This is a genomic window from Klebsiella huaxiensis, from assembly GCF_003261575.2.
Taxonomy (GTDB): Bacteria; Pseudomonadota; Gammaproteobacteria; order Enterobacterales; family Enterobacteriaceae; genus Klebsiella; species Klebsiella huaxiensis.
In genome coordinates, this window is sequence record NZ_CP036175.1 from 1986779 (window position 1) to 2011453 (window position 24675).

21 protein-coding genes are annotated in these 24675 nt (G+C 52.8%); 14 read left to right on the top strand and 7 right to left on the bottom strand.

Translation table 11 applies throughout. From position 1 onward, the window contains the following. Position 1: 1 nt before the first annotated feature. The 3 genes from mdtC to DA718_RS09485 are packed head-to-tail and all read right to left on the bottom strand — an operon-like array spanning position 2 to position 7461. Positions 2-3079: a multidrug efflux RND transporter permease subunit MdtC gene (mdtC, locus tag DA718_RS09475; protein WP_112213161.1), complete on the bottom strand. Its 3078-nt coding sequence runs from the start codon at positions 3077-3079 to the stop codon at positions 2-4. Next, on the bottom strand, positions 3080-6202 hold the full coding sequence (locus DA718_RS09480) for an MdtB/MuxB family multidrug efflux RND transporter permease subunit (RefSeq protein WP_110275531.1): 3123 nt from the start codon (positions 6200-6202) through the stop codon (positions 3080-3082). It abuts the gene before it with no gap. Continuing rightward, entirely contained in the window at positions 6202-7461 is a 1260-nt protein-coding gene (locus tag DA718_RS09485; protein WP_112213162.1) for an MdtA/MuxA family multidrug efflux RND transporter periplasmic adaptor subunit, read from the bottom strand. The genes DA718_RS09480 and DA718_RS09485 overlap by 1 nt, the downstream gene beginning before the upstream one ends. A 384-nt stretch (positions 7462-7845) precedes the next feature. Between DA718_RS09485 and DA718_RS09490 the strand changes: the two genes are divergently transcribed. The 4 genes from DA718_RS09490 (at position 7846) to DA718_RS09505 (ending at position 10888) form a co-directional block, all read left to right on the top strand. After that, on the top strand, positions 7846-8607 hold the full coding sequence (locus tag DA718_RS09490) for a dimethylarginine dimethylaminohydrolase family protein (RefSeq protein WP_112213163.1): 762 nt from the start codon (positions 7846-7848) through the stop codon (positions 8605-8607). A gap of 28 nt (positions 8608-8635) precedes the next feature. Continuing rightward, entirely contained in the window at positions 8636-9409 is a 774-nt protein-coding gene (locus DA718_RS09495; RefSeq protein ID WP_110275528.1) for an ABC transporter substrate-binding protein, read from the top strand. 64 nt (positions 9410-9473) lie between these two features. Further along, the gene (locus tag DA718_RS09500; protein WP_110275527.1) at positions 9474-10166 is read left to right on the top strand and encodes an ABC transporter permease; all 693 of its coding nucleotides are present in this window, start codon (positions 9474-9476) and stop codon (positions 10164-10166) included. Beyond that, positions 10163-10888: an ABC transporter permease gene (locus tag DA718_RS09505; RefSeq protein ID WP_110275526.1), complete on the top strand. Its 726-nt coding sequence runs from the start codon at positions 10163-10165 to the stop codon at positions 10886-10888. Before DA718_RS09500 ends, DA718_RS09505 begins: the two co-directional genes overlap by 4 nt. Here DA718_RS09505 and DA718_RS09510 read toward each other — a convergent pair whose 3' ends face one another. Next, complete coding sequence (locus DA718_RS09510; RefSeq protein ID WP_110275571.1) at positions 10889-11344, bottom strand: Lrp/AsnC family transcriptional regulator; 456 nt, start codon at positions 11342-11344, stop codon at positions 10889-10891. A gap of 14 nt (positions 11345-11358) precedes the next feature. On the opposite strand from DA718_RS09510, the gene DA718_RS09515 reads away from it, so the two are divergent. The 9 genes from DA718_RS09515 to DA718_RS09555 all read left to right on the top strand — a co-directional run bounded on the left by DA718_RS09515 (position 11359) and on the right by DA718_RS09555 (position 20372). Then, on the top strand, positions 11359-12477 hold the full coding sequence (locus DA718_RS09515) for a succinylglutamate desuccinylase/aspartoacylase family protein (protein WP_112213164.1): 1119 nt from the start codon (positions 11359-11361) through the stop codon (positions 12475-12477). Between the two features lie 344 nt (positions 12478-12821). Then, complete coding sequence (locus tag DA718_RS09520) at positions 12822-14951, top strand: BglG family transcription antiterminator (RefSeq protein ID WP_167492738.1); 2130 nt, start codon at positions 12822-12824, stop codon at positions 14949-14951. After that, positions 14948-15205 carry an HPr family phosphocarrier protein gene (locus DA718_RS09525; RefSeq protein ID WP_110275523.1) on the top strand — a complete coding sequence of 86 codons (258 nt, stop codon included), beginning with the start codon at positions 14948-14950 and terminating at the stop codon, positions 15203-15205. Before DA718_RS09520 ends, DA718_RS09525 begins: the two co-directional genes overlap by 4 nt. Before the next feature lie 50 nt (positions 15206-15255). Then, positions 15256-15702: a PTS sugar transporter subunit IIA gene (locus DA718_RS09530; RefSeq protein ID WP_110275522.1), complete on the top strand. Its 447-nt coding sequence runs from the start codon at positions 15256-15258 to the stop codon at positions 15700-15702. 13 nt (positions 15703-15715) lie between these two features. Beyond that, a complete protein-coding gene (locus DA718_RS09535; RefSeq protein WP_110275521.1) occupies positions 15716-16027 on the top strand; it encodes a PTS fructose transporter subunit IIB in 312 nt (103 codons plus the stop codon). Positions 16028-16053: 26 nt separating this feature from the next. Beyond that, the gene (locus DA718_RS09540; protein ID WP_110275520.1) at positions 16054-17127 is read left to right on the top strand and encodes a PTS fructose transporter subunit IIC; all 1074 of its coding nucleotides are present in this window, start codon (positions 16054-16056) and stop codon (positions 17125-17127) included. Between the two features lie 42 nt (positions 17128-17169). Beyond that, a complete protein-coding gene (gene ptsP, locus DA718_RS09545) occupies positions 17170-18894 on the top strand; it encodes a phosphoenolpyruvate--protein phosphotransferase (RefSeq protein ID WP_112213166.1) in 1725 nt (574 codons plus the stop codon). A 106-nt stretch (positions 18895-19000) separates the two neighbouring features. After that, a complete protein-coding gene (locus tag DA718_RS09550; protein WP_208431170.1) occupies positions 19001-19852 on the top strand; it encodes a class II fructose-bisphosphate aldolase in 852 nt (283 codons plus the stop codon). A 100-nt stretch (positions 19853-19952) separates the two neighbouring features. Further along, a complete protein-coding gene (locus tag DA718_RS09555; RefSeq protein WP_112213167.1) occupies positions 19953-20372 on the top strand; it encodes a cupin domain-containing protein in 420 nt (139 codons plus the stop codon). 4 nt (positions 20373-20376) lie between these two features. On the opposite strand, the gene DA718_RS09560 is transcribed toward DA718_RS09555, so the two are convergent. The 3 genes from DA718_RS09560 to DA718_RS09570 all read right to left on the bottom strand — a co-directional run bounded on the left by DA718_RS09560 (position 20377) and on the right by DA718_RS09570 (position 23479). Beyond that, positions 20377-21585 carry a pyridoxal phosphate-dependent aminotransferase gene (locus DA718_RS09560; RefSeq protein ID WP_112213168.1) on the bottom strand — a complete coding sequence of 403 codons (1209 nt, stop codon included), beginning with the start codon at positions 21583-21585 and terminating at the stop codon, positions 20377-20379. 62 nt (positions 21586-21647) lie between these two features. Beyond that, complete coding sequence (locus tag DA718_RS09565) at positions 21648-22571, bottom strand: dihydrodipicolinate synthase family protein (protein ID WP_112213169.1); 924 nt, start codon at positions 22569-22571, stop codon at positions 21648-21650. Between the two features lie 131 nt (positions 22572-22702). Further along, on the bottom strand, positions 22703-23479 hold the full coding sequence (locus DA718_RS09570) for a LamB/YcsF family protein (RefSeq protein WP_112213170.1): 777 nt from the start codon (positions 23477-23479) through the stop codon (positions 22703-22705). 125 nt (positions 23480-23604) lie between these two features. Here DA718_RS09570 and DA718_RS09575 point away from each other — a divergent pair, with 125 nt between their 5' ends. Next, on the top strand, positions 23605-24654 hold the full coding sequence (locus tag DA718_RS09575) for an ABC transporter substrate-binding protein (protein WP_112213171.1): 1050 nt from the start codon (positions 23605-23607) through the stop codon (positions 24652-24654). Positions 24655-24675 lie beyond the last annotated feature (21 nt).

Consider the following 24675-nt stretch of genomic DNA (forward strand, 5'->3'; position numbering starts at 1 on the left):
GTTATTCGCTTACCGGTTGATGGAGTGTTCGCGAAAAACGCAACCGCAGACGGTCGAAGAACAGATAGACCACCGGCGTGGTGTACAGGGTCAACAGTTGACTCATCACCAGACCGCCGACGATGGTAATCCCCAGTGGCTGGCGCAGCTCGGAGCCATCACCACTGGAGATAACCAGCGGCAGCGCGCCGAACAGCGCTGCCAGGGTGGTCATCATTATTGGGCGAAAACGCAACAGGCAGGCCTGGAAGATGGCTTCTTCCGGCGGCAGGTTGCCGTTGCGCTGCGCCTCAAGGGCAAAATCGACCATCATGATGGCGTTTTTCTTCACGATGCCAATTAATAGCATAATCCCGATTAGCGCTATTAGGCTGAACGGGGCATCGAAAAGCTCAAGCGCCAGCAGCGCGCCGACGCCAGCGGAAGGGATGGTCGAAAGGATAGTCAGCGGGTGAACGTAGCTCTCATAGAGGATCCCCAGCACGATATAGACCGTGGCGATAGCCGCCAGAATCAGGATCACCTGGGAGTTCATCGTTTCCTGGAACACCTGCGCGGTCCCGGCGAACGACCCGCGCACGCTGGACGGCACGCCAAGCTGGGTCATTGCCCGGTTAATGGCATCGCTGGCTTCTGACAGCGACTTACCGGTCGGCAGGTTGAAAGAGATGGTCGAGGCCGCCGACAGCCCTTGATGGTTCACCGATAGCGGGGCGTTGGCCGGTTGCCATTTGGCGAAATAAGAGAGCGGGATCGGCTTATCTTCGCTGTTGATTACAAACATCTTATCCAGCGCGCTGACGTCCTGGGTGTAAACCGGGTCAACCTGCATCACCACTTTATACTGGTTCAGCGGCTGGTAAATGGTTGAGATCTGCCGTTGACCAAAGGCATTGTTCAGCAGGTTGTTGGCATCCTGCACGCTGATACCGAGCCTCGACATGGTGTCGCGATCGTAAACCAGGTCCATCTCAGCGCCGTTATCCTGTTGGTCCGAGTTAACGTCCGCCAGTTCCGGCAGTGCCGCCAGCGCTTTGCGAATCTTTGGCTCCCACTCGCGCAGCGCCGCAAGATCGTCCGACAGCAGGGTGTACTGGTAGCTGGCATTAGCCTGACGTCCGCCTACGCGAATATCCTGTACCGCCATCAGGAACAGGTTGGCCCCCGGCTCTTTCGCCAGTTTTTTACGCAGCCGGTCAATAATTTGCTGTGCCGTTTCGTGGCGTTCATCGCGGGATTTCAGGGTGATAAACATCATCCCGCTGTTGACTCGTGAGCCGCCGGTAAAGCCAGTGACGTTATCCACCGCCGGGTCTTCACGAATGATCTTCATAAAGTCCTGCAGCTTGCCGCGCATTGCCTGGAACGAAATGCTCTGGTCGGCCTGAATGCCGCCCATCAGTACCCCGGTGTCCTGCTCCGGGAAGAAGGTCTTGGGAATCGAGATATAGAGCCAGACGCTCAGCGCGATGGTGCCGAGCAGCACCAGGCCGGTTAAGCGGCTGTGCTTCAGCACCCATTTCAGCGACTTGCCGTACCCGCCCTGAATCGCTACCAGCAGACGACCAAAACCACGCTTGCGCGTTGGCTCGTTGGGCTTGCCGCTTTTCAGCAGCCAGCCGCACATCATCGGCGTCAGGGTCAGCGATACTGCCAACGAAATGCCGATCGCCACCGACAGGGTGACGGCAAATTCACGCAGCAATCTTCCCGGCAGGCCGCCCATCAGCAGTAGCGGCAGGAAGACAGCGACTAACGATATGCTCATCGACAGCACGGTGAAACCCACCTCCCGGCTTCCCTGTAGCGCGGCCTGAAGCGGTTTCATACCCGCTTCAAGATGGCGGGAGATGTTCTCCAGCACCACGATAGCGTCATCGACCACAAAGCCGGTGGCGATGGTCAGCGCCATTAGCGACAGGTTATTCAGGCTGAAGCCGCACAGATACATGGCCGCAAAGGTGCCAATCAGCGAGACCGGAACCGCCACCGCCGGGATCAGCGTCGCGCGGCCCGAACGCAGGAACAGGAACACCACGAGGATCACCAGCGCCACCGAGATCACCAGCGTTTGTTCGACCTCTTCCAGCGAGGCGCGGATGGTTGGCGACCGGTCCTGGGCGATTTGCAGGTCGATAGATGCCGGGATCGTGCGCTGCAGATCCGGCAGGCGGGCGCGAATGCTGTCCACCGTTTCAATGATATTGGCTTCCGGCAGCTTGCGGATCATCAGCAGAATTGCCGGTTTAGCGTTGGTCATCCCGGCGTTGCGCACATCCTGTACCGAGTCGGTGACGTTGGCGACATCACCTAACCGCACCGCCGCACCGTTGTTGTAGTGCACGATGACCGGTTGATATTCGGCGGCGGTTTTCAGCTCGTCGTTGGTTTCCACCTGCCAGCGGTGGGAGGCGTCTTCCAGTGCTCCCTGCGGTTTACGCACGTTGGCGTTGCTGATAGCGGTACGTACCGCGTCCAGCGACACACCCTGGTTAAACAGCGCCTGCGGGTTGAGGTCAACGAGCACGGCGGGCAGGGAACTGCCGCCGACGTCAACGTCGCCCACGCCGTCAATCTGGGCAATAGTCTGCGCCAGCTGGGTAGAGGCGAAATCGTACAGCTCACCCTGGGAGTAAGTATCCGAGGTGAGGGTAAGGATCATGATCGGCGCGTCGGATGGGTTAGCTTTGCGATAGGTCGGGCGGCTCGGCATACCGCTCGGCAGCAGGCTTTGCGCGGCGTTAATCGCCGCCTGTACGTCGCGCGCTGTGCCGTTGATATCGCGATCGAAGTTGAACTCCATAATAATTCGCGTGCTGCCAAGCGAACTGGAGGAGGTCATCTCGTTTACCCCGGCAATCCGCCCCAGGGAACGCTCCAGCGGCGTCGCCACCGAAGAGGCCATGGTTTCTGGCGAGGCACCGGGCAGCGAGGCGCTGATCATAATGACAGGAAAATCCACCTGCGGCAGCGGCGCAACCGGCAGCAGGCGGAAACCGAGGATGCCGCACAGGGTGATAGCGAGCGAGATCAGAATCGTCGCCACCGGGCGATAAATGAAGAGGGCGAAAAACTTCACTTACGCCTCCTCCTCACGCCGTGGGAACCGGCTCTTCATATACAGTGACAGGCGGTCGAACAGCAGATAGATGACCGGAGTAGTGAACAGGGTCAGTACCTGGCTGAGCATCAAACCGCCCACCATGCCAATCCCCAGCGGACGACGCAACTCCGCGCCGACGCCGGTACTCAACATCAGCGGCAGCGCGCCGAGCAGGGCGGCAAGGGTGGTCATCAGGATGGGACGAAAACGCAACAGACAGGCCTGATAAATCGCCTCGCGCGGCGGCATGCCCTGTTCGCGTTCGGCGGCCAGCGCGAAGTCGATCATCATGATGGCGTTTTTCTTAACGATACCGATAAGCAGAATGATGCCGATAATGGCGATAACATCCAGCTCGCTACCGGCCAACCACAGCGCCAGCAGCGCGCCAACACCTGCCGTTGGCAGCGTAGACAGAATGGTGATCGGGTGAATAAAGCTCTCATACAGCACGCCGAGCACGATATACATCGCCACCACTGCGGCAACTACTAGCCAGACGGTGCTGCCGAGCGCCGACTGGAAGGCCAGAGAACTGCCCTGGAACTGGGTGCGGATATCGCTCGGGAACTCCAGCGCCTGCTCAGCGCCAAGAATCGCCTCGACCGCATCGCCCAGCGAATAGTTGTTCGGTACGTTAAATGAGATTGTGGTGACCGGGAACTGATCGAGATGGTTAATCGACAGCGGGGCAAAGCGCTGCTCCACTTTGGCGATTGCGGTAAGCGGCACGATCCCGCCGTCGCTGCTGGTCAGGCGGATATTATCCAGCGCTGCCAGGCCCGGCGTCGCCTGGGTATCATGCTCCAGCACCACGCGGTACTGGTTTGCCTGGGTATAAATAGTGGAAATCAGGCGCTGACCGAAAGCGTTGTACAGCGCGTTATCGATATCGGACATGCTGATGCCGAGACGGCTGGCGCTATCGCGATCAACGTTGATATACGCCGCCAGGCCTTTATCCTGCCAGTCGCTGCTGACGTCGGAGAGCTGCGGCAATGCCTGCAGGCGGGTCAGAAGCTGCGGTACCCAGTTGCTTAGCGCATCCAGCGAGTTGGCCTGGAGAGTGAACTGGTACTGGGTTCGGCTGACGGTGGTATCAATCGTCAGGTCCTGGGTTGGCTGAAGATAAAGTTCGATACCGGGAATGCCGTCCACCGCGTTTTGCAGGCGGGCGATGACCGTTTGTACGCGATCGTCACGCTCGTCCAGCGGCTTAAGATTGATTTGCAGGCGGGCACTGTTCAGCGCCGGGTTGGTGCCGTCCACCCCGACGTAGGACGTCAGGCTTTCCACCGCCGGATCTTTAAGAATGACCGCGGAAACCTGCTGCTGGCGCTCGGCCATGCTGGCAAACGATACCGACTGCGGGGCCTGTAGCGTGCCCTGGATAATACCGTTGTCCTGAGTTGGGAAGAATCCTTTCGGAATAAACACCCATAACATGATTGACAGCGCCAGCGTGCTAAGGGCCACGCTCAGCGTCAGCCACGGATGGTTCAGCACCCGGCTCAGCCAGCGACCATAGACGGCGATCACCCGTTCAAAGAAGCGTTCGCTGGCGCGGGAGAAGCGGTTTTGCTTACGCAGCGACTCGTGGCTTAACATGCGGGCGCACATCATCGGCGTCAGGGTCAGCGACACCACCGCCGAGATGAGGATCGCCACCGCCAGGGTGACGGCGAACTCGCGGAACAGGCGACCGACGATATCGCCCATAAATAGCAGCGGGATCAGCACCGCGATCAGCGAGAAGGTCAGGGAGATAATGGTAAAGCCGATCTCACCTGCGCCTTTCAGGGCAGCGGTCAGCGGTTTTTCGCCTTTCTCGATATAGCGCGAGATGTTTTCAATCACCACGATGGCGTCATCGACCACAAACCCGGTGGCGATGGTCAGGGCCATCAGCGTCAGGTTGTTAATTGAGAAGTCAAGGAACACCATCACCGCGAAAGTACCGACCAGCGACAGCGGCACGGCGATGCCGGGAATAATCGTTGCCGGAACGTTGCGCAGAAACACGTAGATAATCATCACCACCAGAGCGATGGCCAGCATCAGTTCGAACTGGGTGTCGCTGACCGAGGCGCGAATATTGGTGGTACGGTCGGAAAGTACCTGTACTTTGACTGATTTCGGCAGGCTTTCGGTCAACTGCGGCAGCATCTGGCGAATGCTGTCGGCGGTAGAGATAATATTGGCCCCCGGCTGGCGCTGGACGTTCATCACGATCGCTCGCTGATTGTTGGCCCATGCCCCGAGCCAGCTGTTTTCCGCACCCTGTTCAACTGTTGCGACGTCGCCGAGGCGAATCGCCGCACCGTTCTGCCAGGCGATAATCAGGCGGCGGTAATCCTCTGCCGATTGCATCTGATCGTTGGCGGAAAGCGTAACCGCCCGCGACGGGCCGTCCAGGCTACCCTTCGCCGAGTTAACGTTGGCGCTGGTAATCGCGGTGCGAATGGTTTCGCTGGTCAGTCCGAGGGCGGCAATGGCCTGAGCGTTTAGCTTCACGCGCACTGCCGGGCGCTGACCGCCCGCCAGGGTCACCAGACCAACGCCGGAAACCTGGGAGATTTTCTGCGCCACGCGGGTTTCCACCATATCTTCGACCTGAGTCATCGGAATCGCGGAAGAGGTGACCGCGAGGGTCATAATCGGCGGGTCGGCGGGGTTAACTTTGCTGTAGACCGGCGGGTTGGGCAGATCTGACGGCAGCAGGTTAGTGGCGGCGTTGATGGCCGCCTGTACTTCCTGCTCGGCAACGTCCAGCGGCAGCGTAAGCTGGAACTGGAGCGTGACCACCGATGCGCCGCCCGAACTCTGGGACGACATTTGCTTGAGGCCGGACATCTGGCCAAACTGGCGCTCCAGCGGGGCGGTAATCGACGAGGTCACGACGTCCGGGCTGGCGCCGGGATAGAGCGTCACCACCTGAATCGTCGGGTAATCCACTTCCGGCAGCGCTGAAACGGGCAGGAAACGATAGCCGATAATCCCGGCCAGCATAATGGCCACCATTAACAGCGTCGTCGCTACCGGGCGCATGATAAACAGACGGGAAGGGCCACCCGTACTGCTCGGCGGTAACACTTGCATCAGGAGCGCGCTCCTTTTTTACCGTATTCACGGCTGGTGGCTTTCGCCGGTTCAGCTGCGGTGGTGGCGTCGTGAGCTTCTACAACTTCAACCTTCGCGCCTTCCGTCAGGCGGTCGATGCCGTCGGTGACCACGCGATCGCCTGCGGAAAGTCCGGCGTTAATCACCACTTTCAGGCTGTCCTGAATCCCTGGCGTCACCGTATGTTTGCTGACTTTGTTTTCGTCATTCAGCACCCAGACGAAATGGCCTTCGTTGCCCATTTGCAGGGCTGCGGTCGGAATAACCACCGCGTTTTGCTCGGTATCCACCAGCATCCGGGCGTTGACGAACTGATTCGGGAACAGGGCGTCGTCCTGATTATTAAAGCGTGCTTTAAGCTTGATGGTGCCGGTGGTGGCGTCAATCTGGTTATCGAGGCTCAGCAGAGAACCTTCGCTGATTTTCTGTTTGTTGGTACGGTCCCAGGCTTCGACGACCAGTTTTTTGCCTGCCTTTTGCGCCTGAACCACCGTGGCTATCTGGTTTTCAGGAAGAGTAAAGACCAGGTCGATAGGGTGAGTTTGCGTTAGCACCACAATCCCGGTGGTATCGCCGCTGGAGATCTGGTTGCCGATATCCACCTGCTTTAAGCCTACCCGGCCATCAATCGGCGCGGTGATCCGGCTCCAGTTCAGCTGCAGCTGGGCGCTGGCGACGGCGGCCTCATCGGCTTTGATGGTGCCCTGGGTTTCACTGACCAGCGATTGCTGAGTATCCAGTTCCTGGCGTGATACCAGATTAGTTTTGACCAACTGCTGATAGCGCGCCAGGTCGCGGCGGGCGTTGGCCAGGGTGGCCTGATCTTTTGCCAGCTGGCCCTGAGCCTGGGCAAGAGCAACTTTAAACTGGCTGGGGTCGATTTCGGCGAGCAGGTCGCCCGCCTTTACCTGCTGGCCTTCGGTGAAGTGGATAGCCAAAAGCTGACCGTCGACGCGGCTGCGGACGGTAACGGTGTTGGCGGCCGTTACCGTACCAAGGCCGGAGAGATAGCGTGGGACCGATTCGCTGGTAGCCGTTGCCGCCTGCACCGGCGCAAGGGCTGCGCCAAAACGACCGTGACGTGGCCCACCAGGCCCTGGACCCTGCTGGCCAGGGCCTGCTGCCGTTACAGAGGTACTGTTTGCCGCTTCGCGACCCTGCCAAAACCAGTACGCGGCGCCCGCGACGATTGCGACTACCAGCACGGCTACCCAACGGCTTTTATTGCTACCTTTCATTAATTTGCTATCTCATCCTGAAACGTTTCACGGAATGATACTAGTTTAGTCAGTGAACGCTGCTTAAAAATGGAGGAATTATGAAAAGACTGTTGAGATATGTCTGGATAAAACGCTTTTTGCTGAGAGGCTTACGGTGAATATTTACGCGTAATTTACGCTTATCGATTTTTACTCACCGATCTTGTGAACGCCGATATTTATTTATTGGTATCCGTTGTTTCTTGATACCAACAGCGGATTGCGTCGAATCTGAACTGATATACAGCGTGAATACACAGCCTGGAGTGATGATTCAGCCTGATTGGCGGTCGTATCTGTTTAATAATCAAATCTACTCAGTGTTTTGTCTTAATCAAAGCGACCCATACCAGAAGGTTCTTTATGCATTTTACCCAAGCTATCGCTCGTCTTCCGGCCGCTACCTGCGGTGCAGGACAAACTACTGCCCAACTGGGCGCGCCGGATATTGCCAATACCACTCGCCAGTTTCTCGCCTATGTAGAAACCCTGTTGCAGCTTGGCCTGAAGGTCACCGTACTCCCTGCTGCGGCTGATTATCCGGATGCGCATTTTGTTGAAGATACCGCGGTGGTGATGCCGGAACTGGCGGTGATTACCCATCCTGGCGCACCGAGCCGCCAGGGCGAAGTTGACACCATCGCGCCGGTGCTGGCGGGCTTTCGTCCGCTGGTGCAGATGAGCGAGCGTGGGCATATGGACGGCGGCGACGTGCTGCTGGTCGACAAACAGTTTTTTATCGGCCTGACGGCGCGTACCGATGAGCAGGGCATTCGCGAGTTTGCCGCCGCCGTTGAGCCACACGGCTATCAGGTCACGGCGATTGAAGTCAGCGCCGGTCTGCATCTGAAATCGATAGTCAACTATGTTGGTCGTAATACGCTGCTGCTGACGGAAGGCTACGTTAACCATCCGGCGTTTAGCGGCTTTAACAGCATCGTTATCCCGGAAGAAGAGTCCTACGCCGGTAATACGCTGTGGATCAACGATACTTTAATTACGCCTCAGGGTTACCCCCATACCCTGGGCGAAATCAGCAAGCTGGGAATGCCCATTGTGCAACTCGACACCAGCGAATTTAAGAAAATGGATGGCGGGCTGACCTGCCTCTCACTGCGTTTTTAATCACCGCGCCGACACCGGGGAAACCGAAATGAAAACACGCCTTGCCGCATTACTGGCCTGTATGGCGCTCAGCGCGCCGCTGGCCGCCCAGCAGTTTGACACCATCAGCTTTGGCGTCGATGGCGGCTATCCGCCTTTTGACGTCCTGGCCCCCAGCGGTGAAATTACCGGTTTTGATATCGATATCGCTAACGCGCTCTGTACGCAGCTAAAAGCCAAATGCGTTTTCGTTAAGCAGCCATTCGAAAGCATGATCGCTGCCCTTAACGCGCATAAATTTGATGCCATTATCGCCTCGCTCAATATTACCGATGAGCGCAAAAAGGAAGTGGATTTCACCGATCGCTACTATCGCAGCGCGGCGCAGCTGGTCGCACGTAAAGGTAGCCCGCTGCTGCCGGAAGTTGCCAGCCTGAAAGGCAAGACCGTCGGCGTACAGACAGGTTCCACTCATGAAGCTTTTGCTAAGGCTAACTGGGCCAATCATGGCGTGAAAATCGTTGGTTATGCAAACCAGGATAACGTCTATCTCGACCTGCTTTCCGGGCGTATCGACGCCGCTTTGCAGGATAATATCCAGGCGGCGACCGGCTTTATTGATACCCCGCGCGGGCAAAAATTTGCTTTTGCCGGCCCGGTTATTCAGGACGGCGGAATCTCTTCCGATGTTGGGATTGCGGTGAATAAAGATAATCCGGCGCTGCGTGACGCGCTAAACGGCGCTATCAAGGCCATCCGCGCTGATGGTACCTACGATGCTATCCAGAAAAAGTACTTTAGCTTTGATATTTATGGCAAATAAGTCGTGAAGGCGAGGGCGCAGGCAATGGCTTGCGCCGCTTTACGACATCCGCGGAAGGCTGAATATGGTCGCAGACTATTTACCCCTGTTGTTACGCGGCGCGGCGCTTTCGCTGTGCGTGATGCTCTCTTCATTACTGGTGGCTCTGTTGCTGGGGCTGATTAACTCGCTGGTGAAACTCTTTGGCCCGCCGTGGCTGCGCCTGTTTTCCACCGGTTACACCACGCTGGTGCGCGGTATTCCGGAGCTGGTAATTATGCTGCTGCTGTTTTTCGGCGGCGAAATGCTGGTGAATCTGCTGCTGAGTTTAGTGGGGTTGGGGCCAGTGCGCTTCAACACCTTTATTTCCGGCGTGCTGGCCATTGGTTTTGTTTTCGGGGCCTACTACACCGAGACCTTTCGCGGCGCGTTTCTTACCGTTGATAGCGGACAAACAGAGGCGGCACAGGCTTACGGGATGCGCCCGTGGACGGTATTTCGTCGGGTGATGCTACCGCAGATGCTGAGCTTCGCGATTCCGGGTATCAACAATAATTGGCTGGGGCTGATGAAAGCGTCGGCGCTGGTGTCGATCCTCGGTCTGGAGGATATGGTATGGCTGGCTGAACAGGCCGGTCGCGCTACGCAAAAGCCTTTCTTGTTTTATTTCCTGGTCTCGCTGATTTATATGGTGATCACCGCGCTTTCCAGCTGGTTGTTCAGTCGCCTGGCTAAACGCTATGCGCTGCGCTCTTCAACGGCGGGAGCGACGCTATGAATGTACAAACCTTTATTGATGCGGTTCCCAGCTATTTATGGAGCGATGGTAACGGTGCTGCGAGCGGGCTGGCGGTGACGGCGGAGCTGTTTTTGCTGTCAATTATTCCAGGCATGGTGCTGGCGATACTGATGGCGGTAGGGCAGGTTTACGGTCCACGGGCGCTGGCGTTGCCCATTCGCGGTTTTACTTACTTTTTCCGCAGTACACCGCTTTATCTGCAATTGATGCTGATTTACTACGGCTTGTCGCAGTTCGACATCGTGCAGACGGGCTGGATGAACGACCAGCCGTTCTGGCTGCTGTTTCGCGATGCCACCTTCTGCGCCACGTTAGCGCTGGTACTGAATACCTCAGCCTACGTCGCTGAGCTACTGGCGGGAATGATGCTAACTTTCCCGCGCCAGGAATGGGTCGCCGGCGAGGCCTACGGTATGAGGAAATGGCAAATTGTTCGCCGCCTCGTTCTGCCTGCCACCCTGCGACGCGGGATCCCGGCGCTGAATAATGAAATGGTCTTTTTACTGCATGCCACATCGTTGGCCAGCACCGTGACATTGCTGGATATCACCGGCGTGGCGCGCGCGTTTTACGCCATGACCTATTCGCCGTTTATTCCGTTTCTGATGGCCGCCGCGCTGTATCTGCTGTGCACTTTTATGCTGATATTCACCTTTTCACGCGCTGAACGGCGCTGGCTGGCGTTTATCCGTCGCGGCTAATCAGGAGCGCTTAATGGACTGGAGTTCGGTCAGGGTGACGATTTTATCAACATGAAACTTTTTACTGGTCAGCCAGCTATCCGCCAGCTGGCAGTAGTGCGCCATGCTGCGACAGCCAATCCGTACCAGGAAGTCAAAGCTGCCGCTGACCAGCCAGCAGTCCAGCACTTCAGGCGTCTGGCGCATCTCCTGTTCAAACACCGGCTGCGAGCGTCCGTGGTCAGCCAGCGCGATTTGCGCTTGTACCACAAAAGCGTGCTCCGGCTCAGGCAATTCAATGATGGCGCTGTAGCCGCGAATGATCCCATCGCGCTCAAGGCCGCGTACGCGTTCCAGGCAGGGGCGCGCGGTGAGGTTTACCTGCTCCGAGAGCTTCTGATAAGAGATGCGGCCATCCCGGCGCAGGATTTCAAGGATCTTGTGATCGATACGGTCAAGCCGGGTTTTCTTTTCCACAACCAGGACGTCCAATGAAAATTAAACATTATACATTACCTGAACATGCCCTCAGTGGGCAGCGGCAATTAAGCCATTTTCATTTCGGCGAACCCGGTACAGGAGAGAAAGTCTATCTGCAGGCGGGACTGCACGCCGATGAAATCCCGGGCATGCTGGTTCTGCACTATCTTAAAAGATTACTCAGCCAGGCGGAGCGGCGCGGCGAACTGCGCGGCGAAATTATTCTCGTGCCGGTGGCGAACCCGCCGGGGCTGGCGCAGGTACTGCTGAACAGCGGTATTGGTCGTTTTGATCTGGCGAGTGGGCGCAACTTTAACCGCGATTTTCCCGACCTCGCTGCTCTGGCGCACCAGCACTTAGACACCGAGCCCCCTGTTTCGCGCACTGAATATCTAAAACAGGTGCGCGCGGCGATGCAGCATGCGCTGGCGACGCTTCCTGCTGGTAGCGAGGTTCAGGCACTGCGTCATCATTTACTGAGTCTCGCCTGCGATGCCGATCTGGTGCTGGATCTGCACTGCGACGACCAGGCCATGTTGCATTTGTACGCCGACCCGGACTGGCAGGAGGAAGCAGGCGTTATGGCGGCATTTCTCGGCATTGGCGCGGTGCTGCTGTCGCAGGAGAGCGGAGGCAATTCGTTTGATGAGGCCTGTGGTTTACCATGGCGACGTCTGGCCGTGCAGTATCCACAGTGGCAGCAATACCGTCCTGGTTGTATGGCGGTGACCGTAGAGCTGCGCGGCCAGCAGGATGTGAATCACGCCACCGCCTGCGACGACGCCGAACGTATTTATCGCTATTTGCAATATCGCAGCGTGCTGGCGGGCGATAAGCCTGAGGTGCCGCAGCAGAAAACGGTGATGCTGCCTTTTGAGGCCGGAGAGATTGTCACCGCCCCGGCGACCGGCATTCTGGTCCAGCTAAAACAGCCCGGCGAGTGGGTGAGTCGCGATGACGTCGTGGCGGAAATCATCGATCCGCTGACTGATATGGTCAAAGCGGTACGGCCTAAGGCGGGCGGTCTGATCTATGCCAGCCGTCGTGCGCCGTTTGTGACCTTCGGGGCGGAAGTGATGAAAATCGCCGGTGAGCAGCCGTTCAGCGGCGGAGGCGGGCTGGCGATGTAAGCGATAACGTTATCTATCCCTGGCGGTTATCGATGACCTGAAGTTAACCGCCGTTAGCGTATTCTTCCCTGATACTCTATCAGCATCTGTTTTATTGATTCCTGATGAATTATTACCCTCAATCAAAAAAAAACTGGCAATAAAGTGTGATGTATCACGCTAAAAACTTCATTCTCATTGAATAAATTGTGATTTATTTCGCAGTAATAGTCTTTAAGTCCTCTCTTTGATAAATGTGATCTTGATCCACCGAATATGGAAAAAAAGGAATAATGACCATTGGATTGTGTCATTAATTGACTTTGCTTAAAAAAATGTCGCTGCTAGTATCGATGATAGTAAGAATGATACGGGTGGTGCTGGGGCATAATATTGTTGCAATAATTATTTCTGATGGGGTAATTGCCGTGATGTTATTTACTGTTAGACAACGTAAAATTTTTGAGATGCTTTGGGTGATCAGAGATTATGTCACAGTAAAGGATATTGCTGATGAGGTGTCTTATTCAGAAAAAACGGTAAGAAGCGATTTGGATGTTATCAGAAATGAAGTTGTTAATCATAATGTCGGTCGGCTGCTGGCTAAAACTAATAAAGGATTTTTCCTCGAAATGGAAAAAACGGCTTACGAAAAAATAGCCACGACCTTTGTTGAGAATAAAATTGATGAACGTATAAAAAACCGCATGTGCCGCATGCTAATGATTTTGCTGGTACAGCCGGTAGTGTCCGCCCAGGAGTTGGCTGATTGTGTTTATTTAGATAAAGGCGCGATAAAAAAATATCTGCTCGAAGTTGAGTCCTGGCTCCTGCCTTTTGGCATTGAACTTTGCAAATCTAACGCAACCTATAAATTATCCTGCACTGAGGTAGTTAGGCGTAAGTTATTTTGGTATTTATTTATTGAACTAAAGCGTTGTCAGAAAAAAGCATTCGCAGAGCATCTTTATTCATCTACACATGCTCTCAGTAAAAAATATTTTGATGGTGCCGATTATCTTACGCTCAAAATGATGTTTTCCAGAGAAATGCAATATTTTGAACCGATTATGCGAGCGATTGAAGAATTGGAGCAGCAATATAATGTCTCTTATACCTATGACTCCTGCGTATGGTTAATATTTTCCTTCGTGCTTGTTATGCATCGCCAGAAGATGGCTAAAGATTACCTGACTGTTTCTGCATCGGAAGCCTGGGATGTAGGTCCTGAGCAAGAAATGGCGCATTACCTTTGCCAGCAGTTACATACTTCAACCAGGATTGTATTTTCAGCTGATGATGTACGATATACGACACTTGTTTTACTCGCCAGCGAGTTAAATGACGTTAATAATGAGAGCGTCAGAGTTCAGGTTTGTGCTTCGCCACGGCATCTTGAGGAAACTATTCAGGAGTTTATTTTATCGTTAAGTCATGTGGTCAGTCGCGGGTTGCTGAGAGATAAACAATTATTATGGCGCTTGATTTTACTCATTAGACCGATGGTCTATCGTAACATCCTTGGTATAAATCGGGCTGAAGCCGGTGCTTCTCAGTCATTGATTAGGCAGGTCAAATTTTCTTACCTTGATTTATATCTTGAAGTTGAGCTTTGCAGTTTGCTATATGAGCAACGTTATCAACTAACCTTGAATGAACAAGAAATTAGCCTGATTACCTTATGTATTAAAAATGCACAAAGTTTAGCGTTTAAAAAAATTAGAATCGCTATTGTCTGTAATTATGGTATCGGCATTTCTCAATTTGTCGCGCAAAAAATACAGCGGGCAATAACTCAGGTTGAAATTGTTGGTATTTTTTCGTTAAGAGAGCTAGACCAACTGGATAATAATTACTGCGACCTGGTTGTGAGTACAGTGCCCCTACAGCGTCGTAAAGAGGCTGTTATCCACGTCAATGATGTATTGTTACCTTATGATCTTTCTCTGATTAAAGAAACCGTTAAGAAGATGCAAAAAAGTAAGATGCTGCAAACGCTACAGAAAAAAACGGACGGTAAAGTAAAAAGTTATCATCAGTATATCTTGCCTGAGATGCTATTCGTCGTTTCAGAAATTAAACATAACAATGCGGTGCTGGAATATGTTTGCCAGCAAGCGGCGGCTACAGGCTGTTGTGATGAACTTTATTTATCCTCTGTGTTAGAGAGAGAAAAAGTTTCCCCAACAGAAATTGCTCCTGGCGTTGTTCTTACTCACGGCGATCCGGGTCTGGTGAAGGTGAATTTTATCTCATTAACGTTACTACGCGAACCCGTCGACTGGGGAGGAGAGCAGGGGGTGGATGTTGTCTTTATGGTTGGTTTTAAAAGATCGTCTGATGGCAAAATTGATGGAAGTATTGCCGGTTTTTACACCATGCTAGCTGCGATGGTGGAAAATGATGGGCTAATGAAATCACTGCGTAACTGTACTTCTGAGCAAGAACTATATCGGTTTTTAATCGATGAGAACAAGTATGAGGATGTAATATGAAAATGTGCGAATTTATTATTGAAAGTGATGAAGGGTTGCATGCCAGACCCGCAGCGGACTTTGTTGATAAATCTATTTCTTATCTGAGTAAAATTACCTTTGAAAAAGATGGCGAGATTTTTAACGCAAAAAGTTTTACCTCCGTACTGAGTATGGGGGCGTGTAAAAACGACAAAATTATTATCAAGGTAGAGGGAGAGGATGAAGAACAGGCGATCGATGAACTCACTGCCTTTTTTTATACATTAAATTAATGCGGTTATACTATGTCAGATATCAGGATGTAATAAGGACAATAATTTTTATGATGCTTTCAGATGTTATCAATAAAAACGCCCTGCAAATTAATATGCCAGCGACCGATAAACGGCAAGCGCTCGAATCATTAATTGACCTGCTGTATAAGGATGGTGCAGTTAACGATCCACACGCTTTTATTCAGGATGTTTACCAACGTGAAGGTGAAGGTAAAACGGGAATTGGCGGCTTTATTGCTATACCTCATGGTAAATCAGATTTTGTTAACAATACCTGTATCGCTATTGGTTTATTAAAAAAACCAATTGAATGGGAGTCCCTGGACGGTAATAGAGTAAAAGTTATAATTCTTTTTGCCGTAAATAAAAAAGATAAAAATGATTATTTCGTTAAAATGATGTCACAAGTAGCTCGCATGTTAGGAAAGGAGGAAACTTGCGAGAAATTACTCTCAGCAGCGTCGACGGACGAACTGGTGTCTGCCTTTGAATAATCTGGAGTGTACAATGAATATTGTTGGAATTACCGCCTGTACTGCAGGCATTGCCCACACTTATATCGCTAAAGAAAAACTAATTCAGGCTGCCTTGAGTCTGGGGCATAACATCAAAGTAGAAACTCAGGGGTCTATTGGTGTTGATGATAAACTTAGTCCTGAGGATATCGCTAATGCGGACATTGTTATTTTTGCGACCGATATTGGGATTGGCGGGTTAGAGCGTTTTAAGGATAAACATGTGGTCGAAGTTCCTATTGCTACCGTAGTCAAATCACCTAAATCTTTGATTCAAAAAATACAAGAAAAAATGCAAAAATAATTAACCCTAAATATGAGGGCGATAGTATGTCTTACAGTATCGGTTTCAAGAAGCATATGTTGACCGGCGTTTCCTACATGATTCCTGTGGTTGTCGCAGCAGGGCTTTGTATGGCGATTGCAAAAATATTTGGCGGTGCATTTGTTGCCAATGCGACGCAAACGTTGCCCTGGTTTATCAACCAGCTTGGCGTGGTTGCAATGGGGCTCGTTGTACCGGTTCTTACTGCCGGCATTGCCTATTCCATTGCCGATCGCCCGGGTATTACCCCTGGGCTGATTCTGGGGTTTGTGGCCATTGAAATTAAAGCCGGGTTCCTGGGAGGAATGTTGGCCGGGTTCCTGGTGGGTTACGTCATACTGGCGATTCGTCGCTACTTAAAGCTTCCCTCCAGTATGCAGGGGCTGATGCCGGTACTCTTTATCCCCTTGCTTTCAACCCTGATTATTGGCCTGGCGTTTTATCTATTTCTGGGACGTCCGGTTGCCATCGCTCAGGCGGCGGTCATTGACTGGATGGGGGGACTTATGGGCGGATCGAGGATGGTACTCGGGGGGATAATTGGTGCGATGATGGGGTTTGATCTTGGAGGGCCGGTAAATAAATCCGCATCTCTTTTCTCAAATGCCATGCTGGCTCAGGGGATTTATGGCCCGGAAGCGGCGAAAATTGTCGCGGGTATGGTTCCTCCCATCGGTGTTGCGATTTCCGTGTTTATTTCTCGGCGTAAACGCTATTCTCAGGGAGAAATTGAAGCAGCGAAAGCCGCGTTTCCTCTCGGATTATGCTTTATCACTGAAGGCGTCCTGCCGTTTGCTGCTGCCGATCCGCTGCGGGTCATTCCTGCCTGTATGGCCGGTTCCGCCACAGCCGCCTCGCTAACGATGCTGTGGAACGTTACCAGCACAGTTCCTCACGGTGGGATCTTTGTTATTCCCATCATGGGACACCCATGGGGATTTGTCGCTGCGTTAATCATCGGCAGCCTGATTACTGCCGCAGTATTAACCATCCTCAAACCAGTATTAAAAGCATCCGATCAGCAAGATGGCGATGAAGAGGAACCAGAAGTTGACGATTTTGAGATTAGCATTAAATAGTACATCGCTTACTCAAGATTATTTTAATAGTTGAGGTCCAGTATGTATATTTTGAACGGCATTGCAGCGTCGCCAGGAATCGCTTTTTGTCAGATTCAGGTGGTACGTAACAATCACAGGTATGCTGAATATTCTGATGCCAGAGAGCCCTCCTGTGAGTGGGACCGCTTTTTAACTGCATTACAGAATTGCATTGAAAGTATGGCTAAATTTCATCAGCAAGCACGCCAGCAATACACTGATGATATGGCTAAGATTTATAAAGCTTATCTGTTAATGTTGCAGGATGAAGATTATATTGCAAATATCCGGGAGAATATTTTCTCCGATTTGTGCGCTGAGCTGGCGGTTATCAATGAAACAGAGAGGTTGGTTGGATGCTTATCAAAGTCTAAGTCGATTTATTTGAATCAGCGAGTTGAGGATATTCGCGCAATAGAAAAAATGCTGCTGGACTGCCTGGCGAATAAAATTATTGTTGAGCTATCCGATTGTCCGCAAAAAATGATTATTGTTGCGGATGAACTGACGCCAGCGGATACCATTGTCTATAATCCTGAACAGCTGCAGGGATTTATCACTTGCCGCGGAGGGGTGACTTCTCACTCGGTGATTCTGGCTAAAGAGCTGGGGATCCCTGCCATTGTTGGTGTCACGATGGATCTCGACAGCTTGGTAGACGGTCAGCCAGCGATCGTTGATGGCGACAGTGGGGTTATCTATGTTGATCCTGATGAGCAGTGTATCGCTCGGTATCAACAGCTCATTACACAATTAGCGCAGCGCAAAGCAGCACTAAGGCGTTTTGTTATCGATGCTGCCCATACGCCGGAGAAGATTGCAGTGTGCGCCAATATTACGGCTCTTAGCGAAGCTCAGAAAGCTCTCGAACAGTATGCCGATGGTATTGGACTGGTCAGGACCGAATTTTTGTACATGAATCGAGATCGGTTTCCGGATGAGGATGAACAGTTTCATTTTTATCAATCGCTGGCCCTGCTTATGGCACAAAAGGAGATTGTCATTCGTACCCTGGATATCGGCGGGGACAAGCAGGCGGATTACATTGGTATTCCTGCGGAGGAGAATCCATTTCTTGGCTATCGAGCTGTTCGCTACTGTCTGGATAATAAAGATATTTTCAAGCAACAGCTGCGAGCTATTATTCGTGCCTCGGCGTTTGGCCGGATTAAAATATTAATTCCGATGATTGCCACGCTGGAAGAGCTTTGGGAAACAAAGGCGCTGATAGCTGATATTAAGCAGTCATTAAGTATGCAGCAAATTGCATATGACGAAAATATACCTGTCGGCATAATGATTGAGACACCTGCTGCTGCCATGCTTGCTGATGTTTTTGCCAGCCGCTGCGATTTTTTCAGTATCGGTAGTAACGATCTTACGCAATATATCACCGCCAGCGATCGAAATAACAGCAAAGTCCAGCACTTATATCAGCCGCATCATCCTGCGGTGTTGCGTGCGATTAAGCAAGTTATTGATGCTGCAAAAAAACACCTTATTCCTGTTCACGTGTGTGGCGAAATAGCTTCAAATAAAAATATGCTACCTTTCCTGATTGCCGCCGGTGTTGATGAACTCAGCGTCACGCCATTAAGCGTCCCGCAAGTGAAATATACGGTAGCGAAAATGGCAACGGTGAAATGCGAATCATGGCTGAAATCAATCTTGTCAACATATGAAATGGAAAAAATAGAGTCATTGCTCTCCGGAATGGCTAAAGAAATAGACGTTCTAGAATTTTAGTCGTTAGTTAAAGAGTTCATCTGTTATTTCAGATAATTAGATCTGGAAGGGATGAGTGTTGTGTAAAATCACTTTCTATGCAGAGGTATAAAACATGTATGTCACAATGAAAACTATTTTAGATGATGCTAATCGCCATTATTATGGCGTTATTTCCGCCAGCGTTATTAATCTTGAGTTAGTCCGTGGGGCGATTCGGGCAGCACAAGAGGAGAATGCACCGATCATTATTAATATAGGTCAGGGGCAAATGAGTAAGCACGGTGATGGTGAAATTATCTCTAAGATTGTACGGACTCTGGCAGCGCGTGCAACCGTACCGGTAGCGCTGAATCTTGATCACGGTAAAGATTATGAGCGTATTACCCACGCTTTTCGCCATCAGTTTTCATCCATTATGATTGATGCCTCCGAATATCCGATGGAAGAGAATATTCGGCGCACCAAAGATGTCGTAACTTTATGCCACTCGCAAAATGTGACAGTTGAAGGAGAGATCGGTTTTATTGGTCAGGCCGCCAATGCGGATGATGAAAAATTTGACCTCTATACTCGCGTTGAAGATGCTGTCCATTTCTTTGAGGCTACCGGAGTTGATGCGCTGGCGATAGCCGTGGGGACTGCGCATGGTAAATACCCGGCCAATCGTGCACCTAAAATCGATTTTGATCGTATCAGCCAAATTAAACAAGCTACTCAGAAACCGCTGGTGCTTCATGGAGGGTCTGATTCCGGGGAAGAAAATATCCGCCAGGCCGTTATTTGCGGCATTAATAAAATTAACGTTTGTACCGACACGTTCGTCAGCTGCAAAGAGGGCTTGAGAACAATGCTGCAAGAGACGCCGGATATTGATTTCATGTCTATGATGATCAATATGGAAAATCAGGCTAAAGAAACGCTACAAAACTATATTCGTATTTCTGGCTCCAGCGGTAAAGCGAGTCACTTTAGATAAATTATCACAACCTTAAACACCGGGTTTTATAGCAAACGACTTAGCTTGCGCGCAGGCGCCAGGGGATTCGTACGCCCGCGCGCGGTCTGGAGGAAAAATAATGCAATATTCGGTAAAAATTGGACAGTATGATGGAACTGGCCTGCAGTGCATGGTTGAAAGCGCTGACTGGTTTGTCGGAATAAAAAACTGGAAACCCGAAAATGATATCCAGTATATCGATACGCTAGAACGCCATTTATTAACTGACGAGGTTTTTATTTTGTTAGATGGGAAATGTACTCTGCTGGTTATTGATGAAAATGATAGCGCAAAATTTCATTTTCAATATATTTCAATGGAACCTTATAAGGTGTACTGCATCCCGAAAGGTGCCTGGCACAATACGATTACCTGGCCAGGCGTCAAGCTGGCGTTGATCGAAAATCGTAACACCAGCGTGGAGAACAGCGAGTTTATGCTGTTAAGCCGCGCTATGCGCGAGCAAATAATCTCTGCGCTGGCATCACCTGTTAGCTAAGACATCAACGGAGTTCTCCGCAAGCGCGGGCGATGCTCTGACAGGCTGAGTCCAGCAGGGCATCATCCAGCGCGTAAGCCAGACGCAGATACCCTGGTGCGCCAAACGCCGTCCCGGGTAGAGTGGCAACATGAGCTTCGGTTAACAGGTAATCGGCAACCGCAACGTCATCATTGAGCTGAACGCCTGCGGGGGTTGATTTACCGATAAGGCCGGAACAATTTGCGAAGATATAAAATGCGGCCTGCGGCGCGCTGGCGCTTAGCCCATCGACCTGGTCTATCATCGCCATCACTCGATCGCGGCGCCTGACGAGGATGGCCTGCCACTGCGGCAGAAAATCGGCGGGTTGGGTCAGCGCGGCAACGCCCGCAGCTTGCGCGAGCGAACAAGGATTGGAGGTGCTTTGCGATTGAAGAATCGTCATTGCAGAAATTAACCAGGCAGGCCCGGCGGCATAGCCCAGGCGCCAGCCGGTCATGGAAAACCCTTTGGAGAGGCCATTCACCGTCAAGATACGCTCACGCAGTGCTGGCGCAACCTGAGCCAGCGTGCAGAAAGGTGCGCCGTCGTAGCGCAGCGCCTCATAAATATCGTCCGCCAGAATCAGTACCTGCGGTGCAGCCTGCAGTATTTTCGCCAGCGCCTGCAGCTCCTCGTAGCTGTACAGCGCACCCGTTGGATTGGATGGGGAGTTGAGGATAAGCCAGCGGGTACGTGGAGTAATGGCTGCGGCCAGAGACTGCGGCGTCAGCTTCCAGCCATTTTGTTCCTGGGTTGCAACGATGACGGGCTCGCCATCCGCCAGCGCTACCATATCGGGATAGGAAACCCAGTAAGGTGCGGGAATAATGGCTTCCAGACCGCTGCTCAGCGTGGCCTGTAGCGCATTAAAAATCAGCTGCTTAGCACCTGTGCCGGCAATAATCTCCTGAGAGGTGAAGCGCAGGTCATTGTCACGGGTGAATTTATCAATAATGGCGGCTTTAAGGGCGGCGGTGCCGCCGACCGCGGTGTATTTTGTTTCACCTTGACGGATAGCGTCGATACCCGCCTGGCCAATCGCCGCAGGCGTAGCAAAGTCCAGTTCACCGAGGCCAAGACTAATAATGTCGATTTTCTGCTGCTGCAGGGTACGGACCCGGTCGGCGATGGCCGCCGTCGGCGACGGGCGAACTCGCCGCATACGCGGCGCGAGAAATTGTGCTGACATAGTGCTCTCTTTGGTTAGACGCCGCATTTCATCGCGCGGCGTATTCGTTTGTTTCAGGGGATTCAGGCCGGTAGCGAGACGCCGCTGCGGGCATCGGCGGCGAGTCGCTGAAGCTCCGCCTGGGTTTCGGCAATCACCTCCGGGGTAACATCGACTAGCGGTGAACGTACATGTCCGCCGTTGAAGCCGCGCAGATTCATTGCTGCCTTCACCAACTGCGGCTGGCCATGGCGACGCGCAAGAGCACGGAAGCCGTACCATAGGCGGTGCAGCTCTCTGGCGGCGATGGCATCGCCTCGCTCCAGCGCGCGGAAACTGGCTAATACCAGCTCAGGCAGCGCACCGCTGTTGGTCGTGCTTATCCCATCGAAACCGCACATCATTGGGCCTAAAAATGCCAGGTCTGAAGCGCAGAACAGGCGCAGACGCCCGGACAACCGGTTGGCGATTTGGTCAATAACGGTTGGACTCAGGTCGCCTTGTTTGATGCCTACAACCTGCGGAATATCTGCCAACTGCTCCAGAAGCGCAGGGGGGAGGGTAATGCCGATACCCGGCGCGTTGTAGACCAGAATCCCGGTTTTAGATAACGGCGCCATTTGCTGGAAAAAATTCACGATTTGCATATCGGTGACTTCGGAAACAAAAGGCGGCGTAACCATCGGCAGGCCGCCGAGATCGCCTGCCAGCGTGGTTAATTCACGGACTACCCGGGCATCGGAGCCTGCGCTGCACAGCATCACCGGAACGCGGTCGCCGACAACCTGCATCACGTGACGGAAAATGGTTGCTCGCTCCTCAGGGCTCAGCGCCGGGAATTCGCCGTAGGTTCCGCCTATCAGGACGCCGTCATAGCCGAGGTCAATGACGCGCTCGATATTGGCGGCCAGACCGGCGAAATCAATCTCTCCCTGTTCGGTAAAAGGGGTCACGGTAATATTGAAGATCCCGCGTAGTCTTTCACGGCATTCAACCCTGTCTTTCATCTCTCTCTCCTTAACTGGTCATGCCACGATGGCATGACGATGCTTTGGTGGTTGGTGACCGGCGGCTGCCTGTCGATGGTGCAAATGTGCACGATAAGTGCGCATCATTTGTGCATTTATGTTGCAACGGCTTATAGATGACTCAGCTGGCTGAGCGGGCGAATGACGACGCCAGCGGCGGTCAGACGTTCGCGCAGCGTGCGGGCGATGGCCACGCCCTGCGGGTTATCGCCATGGACGCATAGGGTATGAACGGGCATTGGGATTTTGACCCCGCTAATGGTACGAATCGCTTGTTCTTCAATCATTTGTAGCGCACGACTGGCGGCGCGTTCGGGGTCGTGGATGATGGCGTCCGGCAAATGTCGCGGCAGAGTCAATCCGTTTTCACCGTAGCTGCGGTCGGCGAACACTTCACAGGCGACGCGCAGCCCGGCCTTGCGCGCCGCGCGTTCTGTCGCATTGTGCGGCGTAGTGACCAGCACCAGCTGGCGGTCCACGGCGAGAATAGCGCTGACGATGGCTTCCGATAAGGCATCGTCGGTGAAGGCCTGGGTAGCCATTGCGCCGTGTAGCTTGACGTGGGTCATCATATGACCGCAGACCCGCGCCATGGCCTGCATGGCGCCCAGTTGGTACACCACCATTTTGCCAACGTCCGCTGGGCTATCACCGGTAATCGTGCGCCTGCCAAAACCCCAAAGATCAAGAAACCCCGGATGGGCCCCGACGTCCAGCCCGCGCGCTCTGGCATGGGTGATAGTGCGGTACATCACCAGCGCATCGCCGGCGTGAAAACCACAGGCGACGTTGGCGGAGGTCACCAGATCCAGCATGGCTTCATCGTCGCCAACGCTGAATTGACCAAAACTTTCACCCAGATCTGAATTCAGGTCCACTTCTTGCATGATTACTCCTCGAGACAGTTGGTATACCAAATGCATGCAATGAGAATGCCAAAGGGTAAAAGCCAAAATGACGTCGCTGGCGAATGTGCCGATGAGCGAATGTTTAACCAGGAGAGAGTGAGCAGATGAAACCATCGATCAAAGCAGGCTGTCTGACATTGGGCCTGTTGACCATGAGCTATAGCCTGTCCGCCAGCGCGGATGAGCTCTATTTTGCTAGCTGGGGCGGAGCCTATCAGGATGCGATTCGTGAAGCCTGGCTGAAGCCCTTCAATAAAGAAACCGGTATTGATGTCGTGGAGGATACCGACCCGCAGGTCAGTAAACTAAAAGCCATGCAGGATACCGATACTGTGTCATGGGATGTGGTGACGGAGAATAGCTCGCGCCTGGCTCGCGGCATTAAGCTCGGGGTGTTTGAAAAGATCACCCCGGAAATGGTTAATCAGCAGCATGTTATCCCCGGCGCGCGTAATGATTACGGCGTCCCGTCTGAGATTTTCTCCACCCTGATAGGCTTCTCAAGCAAGGTCTTCCCGGAGGGGAAACCGCAGCCGAAAACCTTCGCTGATTTTTGGGATGTGAAGAAATTCCCCGGTAAACGCACCTTGCAGGATGAACCGGCTACGGTTATCGAAGCCGCGCTCATTGCCGATGGCGTCAAGCCGGAAGATGTCTATAAAACGCTCAGCACCCCGGAGGGGGTCGATCGGGCGATGAACCAGATTAAGAAAATCAAACCCTATGTGGCGAAATGGTGGAAGAGCGGCGCGGAACCGGTACAGGCGCTCTCCAGCGGTGAAGTGGTGATGGCTTTAGGCTGGAACGGCCGCTTCCAGTCGGGAATTGACTCTGGCGTGCCGATCAAAATGTCATGGGATGATTCTGTCGCGCAGGTTGGCTACTTTGCGCTGGTCAAAGGGGCCCACAACCGCGACGCGGCGCTGAAGCTACTCAACTATATTATTTCGCCGCAGCATCAGGCTGAGTTCAGTAAGTACATCGCCTATGGCCCGACCACCAGCGAGGCGATGCAATACATCGACAAAGCGCGTCAGGAACGTTTGCCGTCCACCCCGGAACGATTGCAGCACACTCTGTTTATGGATGCCGGATGGTGGGACAAAAATGGCCCGGCCATCATTGAGCGCTACAACCAGGTGCGTGCGCAATAACGGCGCGCGAAACATAAGTTG

Coding starts and splice junctions, on each gene's coding strand:
- DA718_RS09480 (WP_110275531.1), bottom strand. CDS start 6,202: ATGCAAGTGTTACCGCCGAGCAGTACGGGTGGCCCTTCCCGTCTGTTT.
- DA718_RS09485 (WP_112213162.1), bottom strand. CDS start 7,461: ATGAAAGGTAGCAATAAAAGCCGTTGGGTAGCCGTGCTGGTAGTCGCA.
- DA718_RS09490 (WP_112213163.1), top strand. CDS start 7,846: ATGCATTTTACCCAAGCTATCGCTCGTCTTCCGGCCGCTACCTGCGGT.
- DA718_RS09495 (WP_110275528.1), top strand. CDS start 8,636: ATGAAAACACGCCTTGCCGCATTACTGGCCTGTATGGCGCTCAGCGCG.
- DA718_RS09500 (WP_110275527.1), top strand. CDS start 9,474: ATGGTCGCAGACTATTTACCCCTGTTGTTACGCGGCGCGGCGCTTTCG.
- DA718_RS09505 (WP_110275526.1), top strand. CDS start 10,163: ATGAATGTACAAACCTTTATTGATGCGGTTCCCAGCTATTTATGGAGC.
- DA718_RS09515 (WP_112213164.1), top strand. CDS start 11,359: ATGAAAATTAAACATTATACATTACCTGAACATGCCCTCAGTGGGCAG.
- DA718_RS09520 (WP_167492738.1), top strand. CDS start 12,822: ATGATACGGGTGGTGCTGGGGCATAATATTGTTGCAATAATTATTTCT.
- DA718_RS09525 (WP_110275523.1), top strand. CDS start 14,948: ATGAAAATGTGCGAATTTATTATTGAAAGTGATGAAGGGTTGCATGCC.
- DA718_RS09530 (WP_110275522.1), top strand. CDS start 15,256: ATGATGCTTTCAGATGTTATCAATAAAAACGCCCTGCAAATTAATATG.
- DA718_RS09535 (WP_110275521.1), top strand. CDS start 15,716: ATGAATATTGTTGGAATTACCGCCTGTACTGCAGGCATTGCCCACACT.
- DA718_RS09540 (WP_110275520.1), top strand. CDS start 16,054: ATGTCTTACAGTATCGGTTTCAAGAAGCATATGTTGACCGGCGTTTCC.
- ptsP (WP_112213166.1), top strand. CDS start 17,170: ATGTATATTTTGAACGGCATTGCAGCGTCGCCAGGAATCGCTTTTTGT.
- DA718_RS09550 (WP_208431170.1), top strand. CDS start 19,001: ATGAAAACTATTTTAGATGATGCTAATCGCCATTATTATGGCGTTATT.
- DA718_RS09555 (WP_112213167.1), top strand. CDS start 19,953: ATGCAATATTCGGTAAAAATTGGACAGTATGATGGAACTGGCCTGCAG.
- DA718_RS09560 (WP_112213168.1), bottom strand. CDS start 21,585: ATGTCAGCACAATTTCTCGCGCCGCGTATGCGGCGAGTTCGCCCGTCG.
- DA718_RS09565 (WP_112213169.1), bottom strand. CDS start 22,571: ATGAAAGACAGGGTTGAATGCCGTGAAAGACTACGCGGGATCTTCAAT.
- DA718_RS09570 (WP_112213170.1), bottom strand. CDS start 23,479: ATGCAAGAAGTGGACCTGAATTCAGATCTGGGTGAAAGTTTTGGTCAA.
- DA718_RS09575 (WP_112213171.1), top strand. CDS start 23,605: ATGAAACCATCGATCAAAGCAGGCTGTCTGACATTGGGCCTGTTGACC.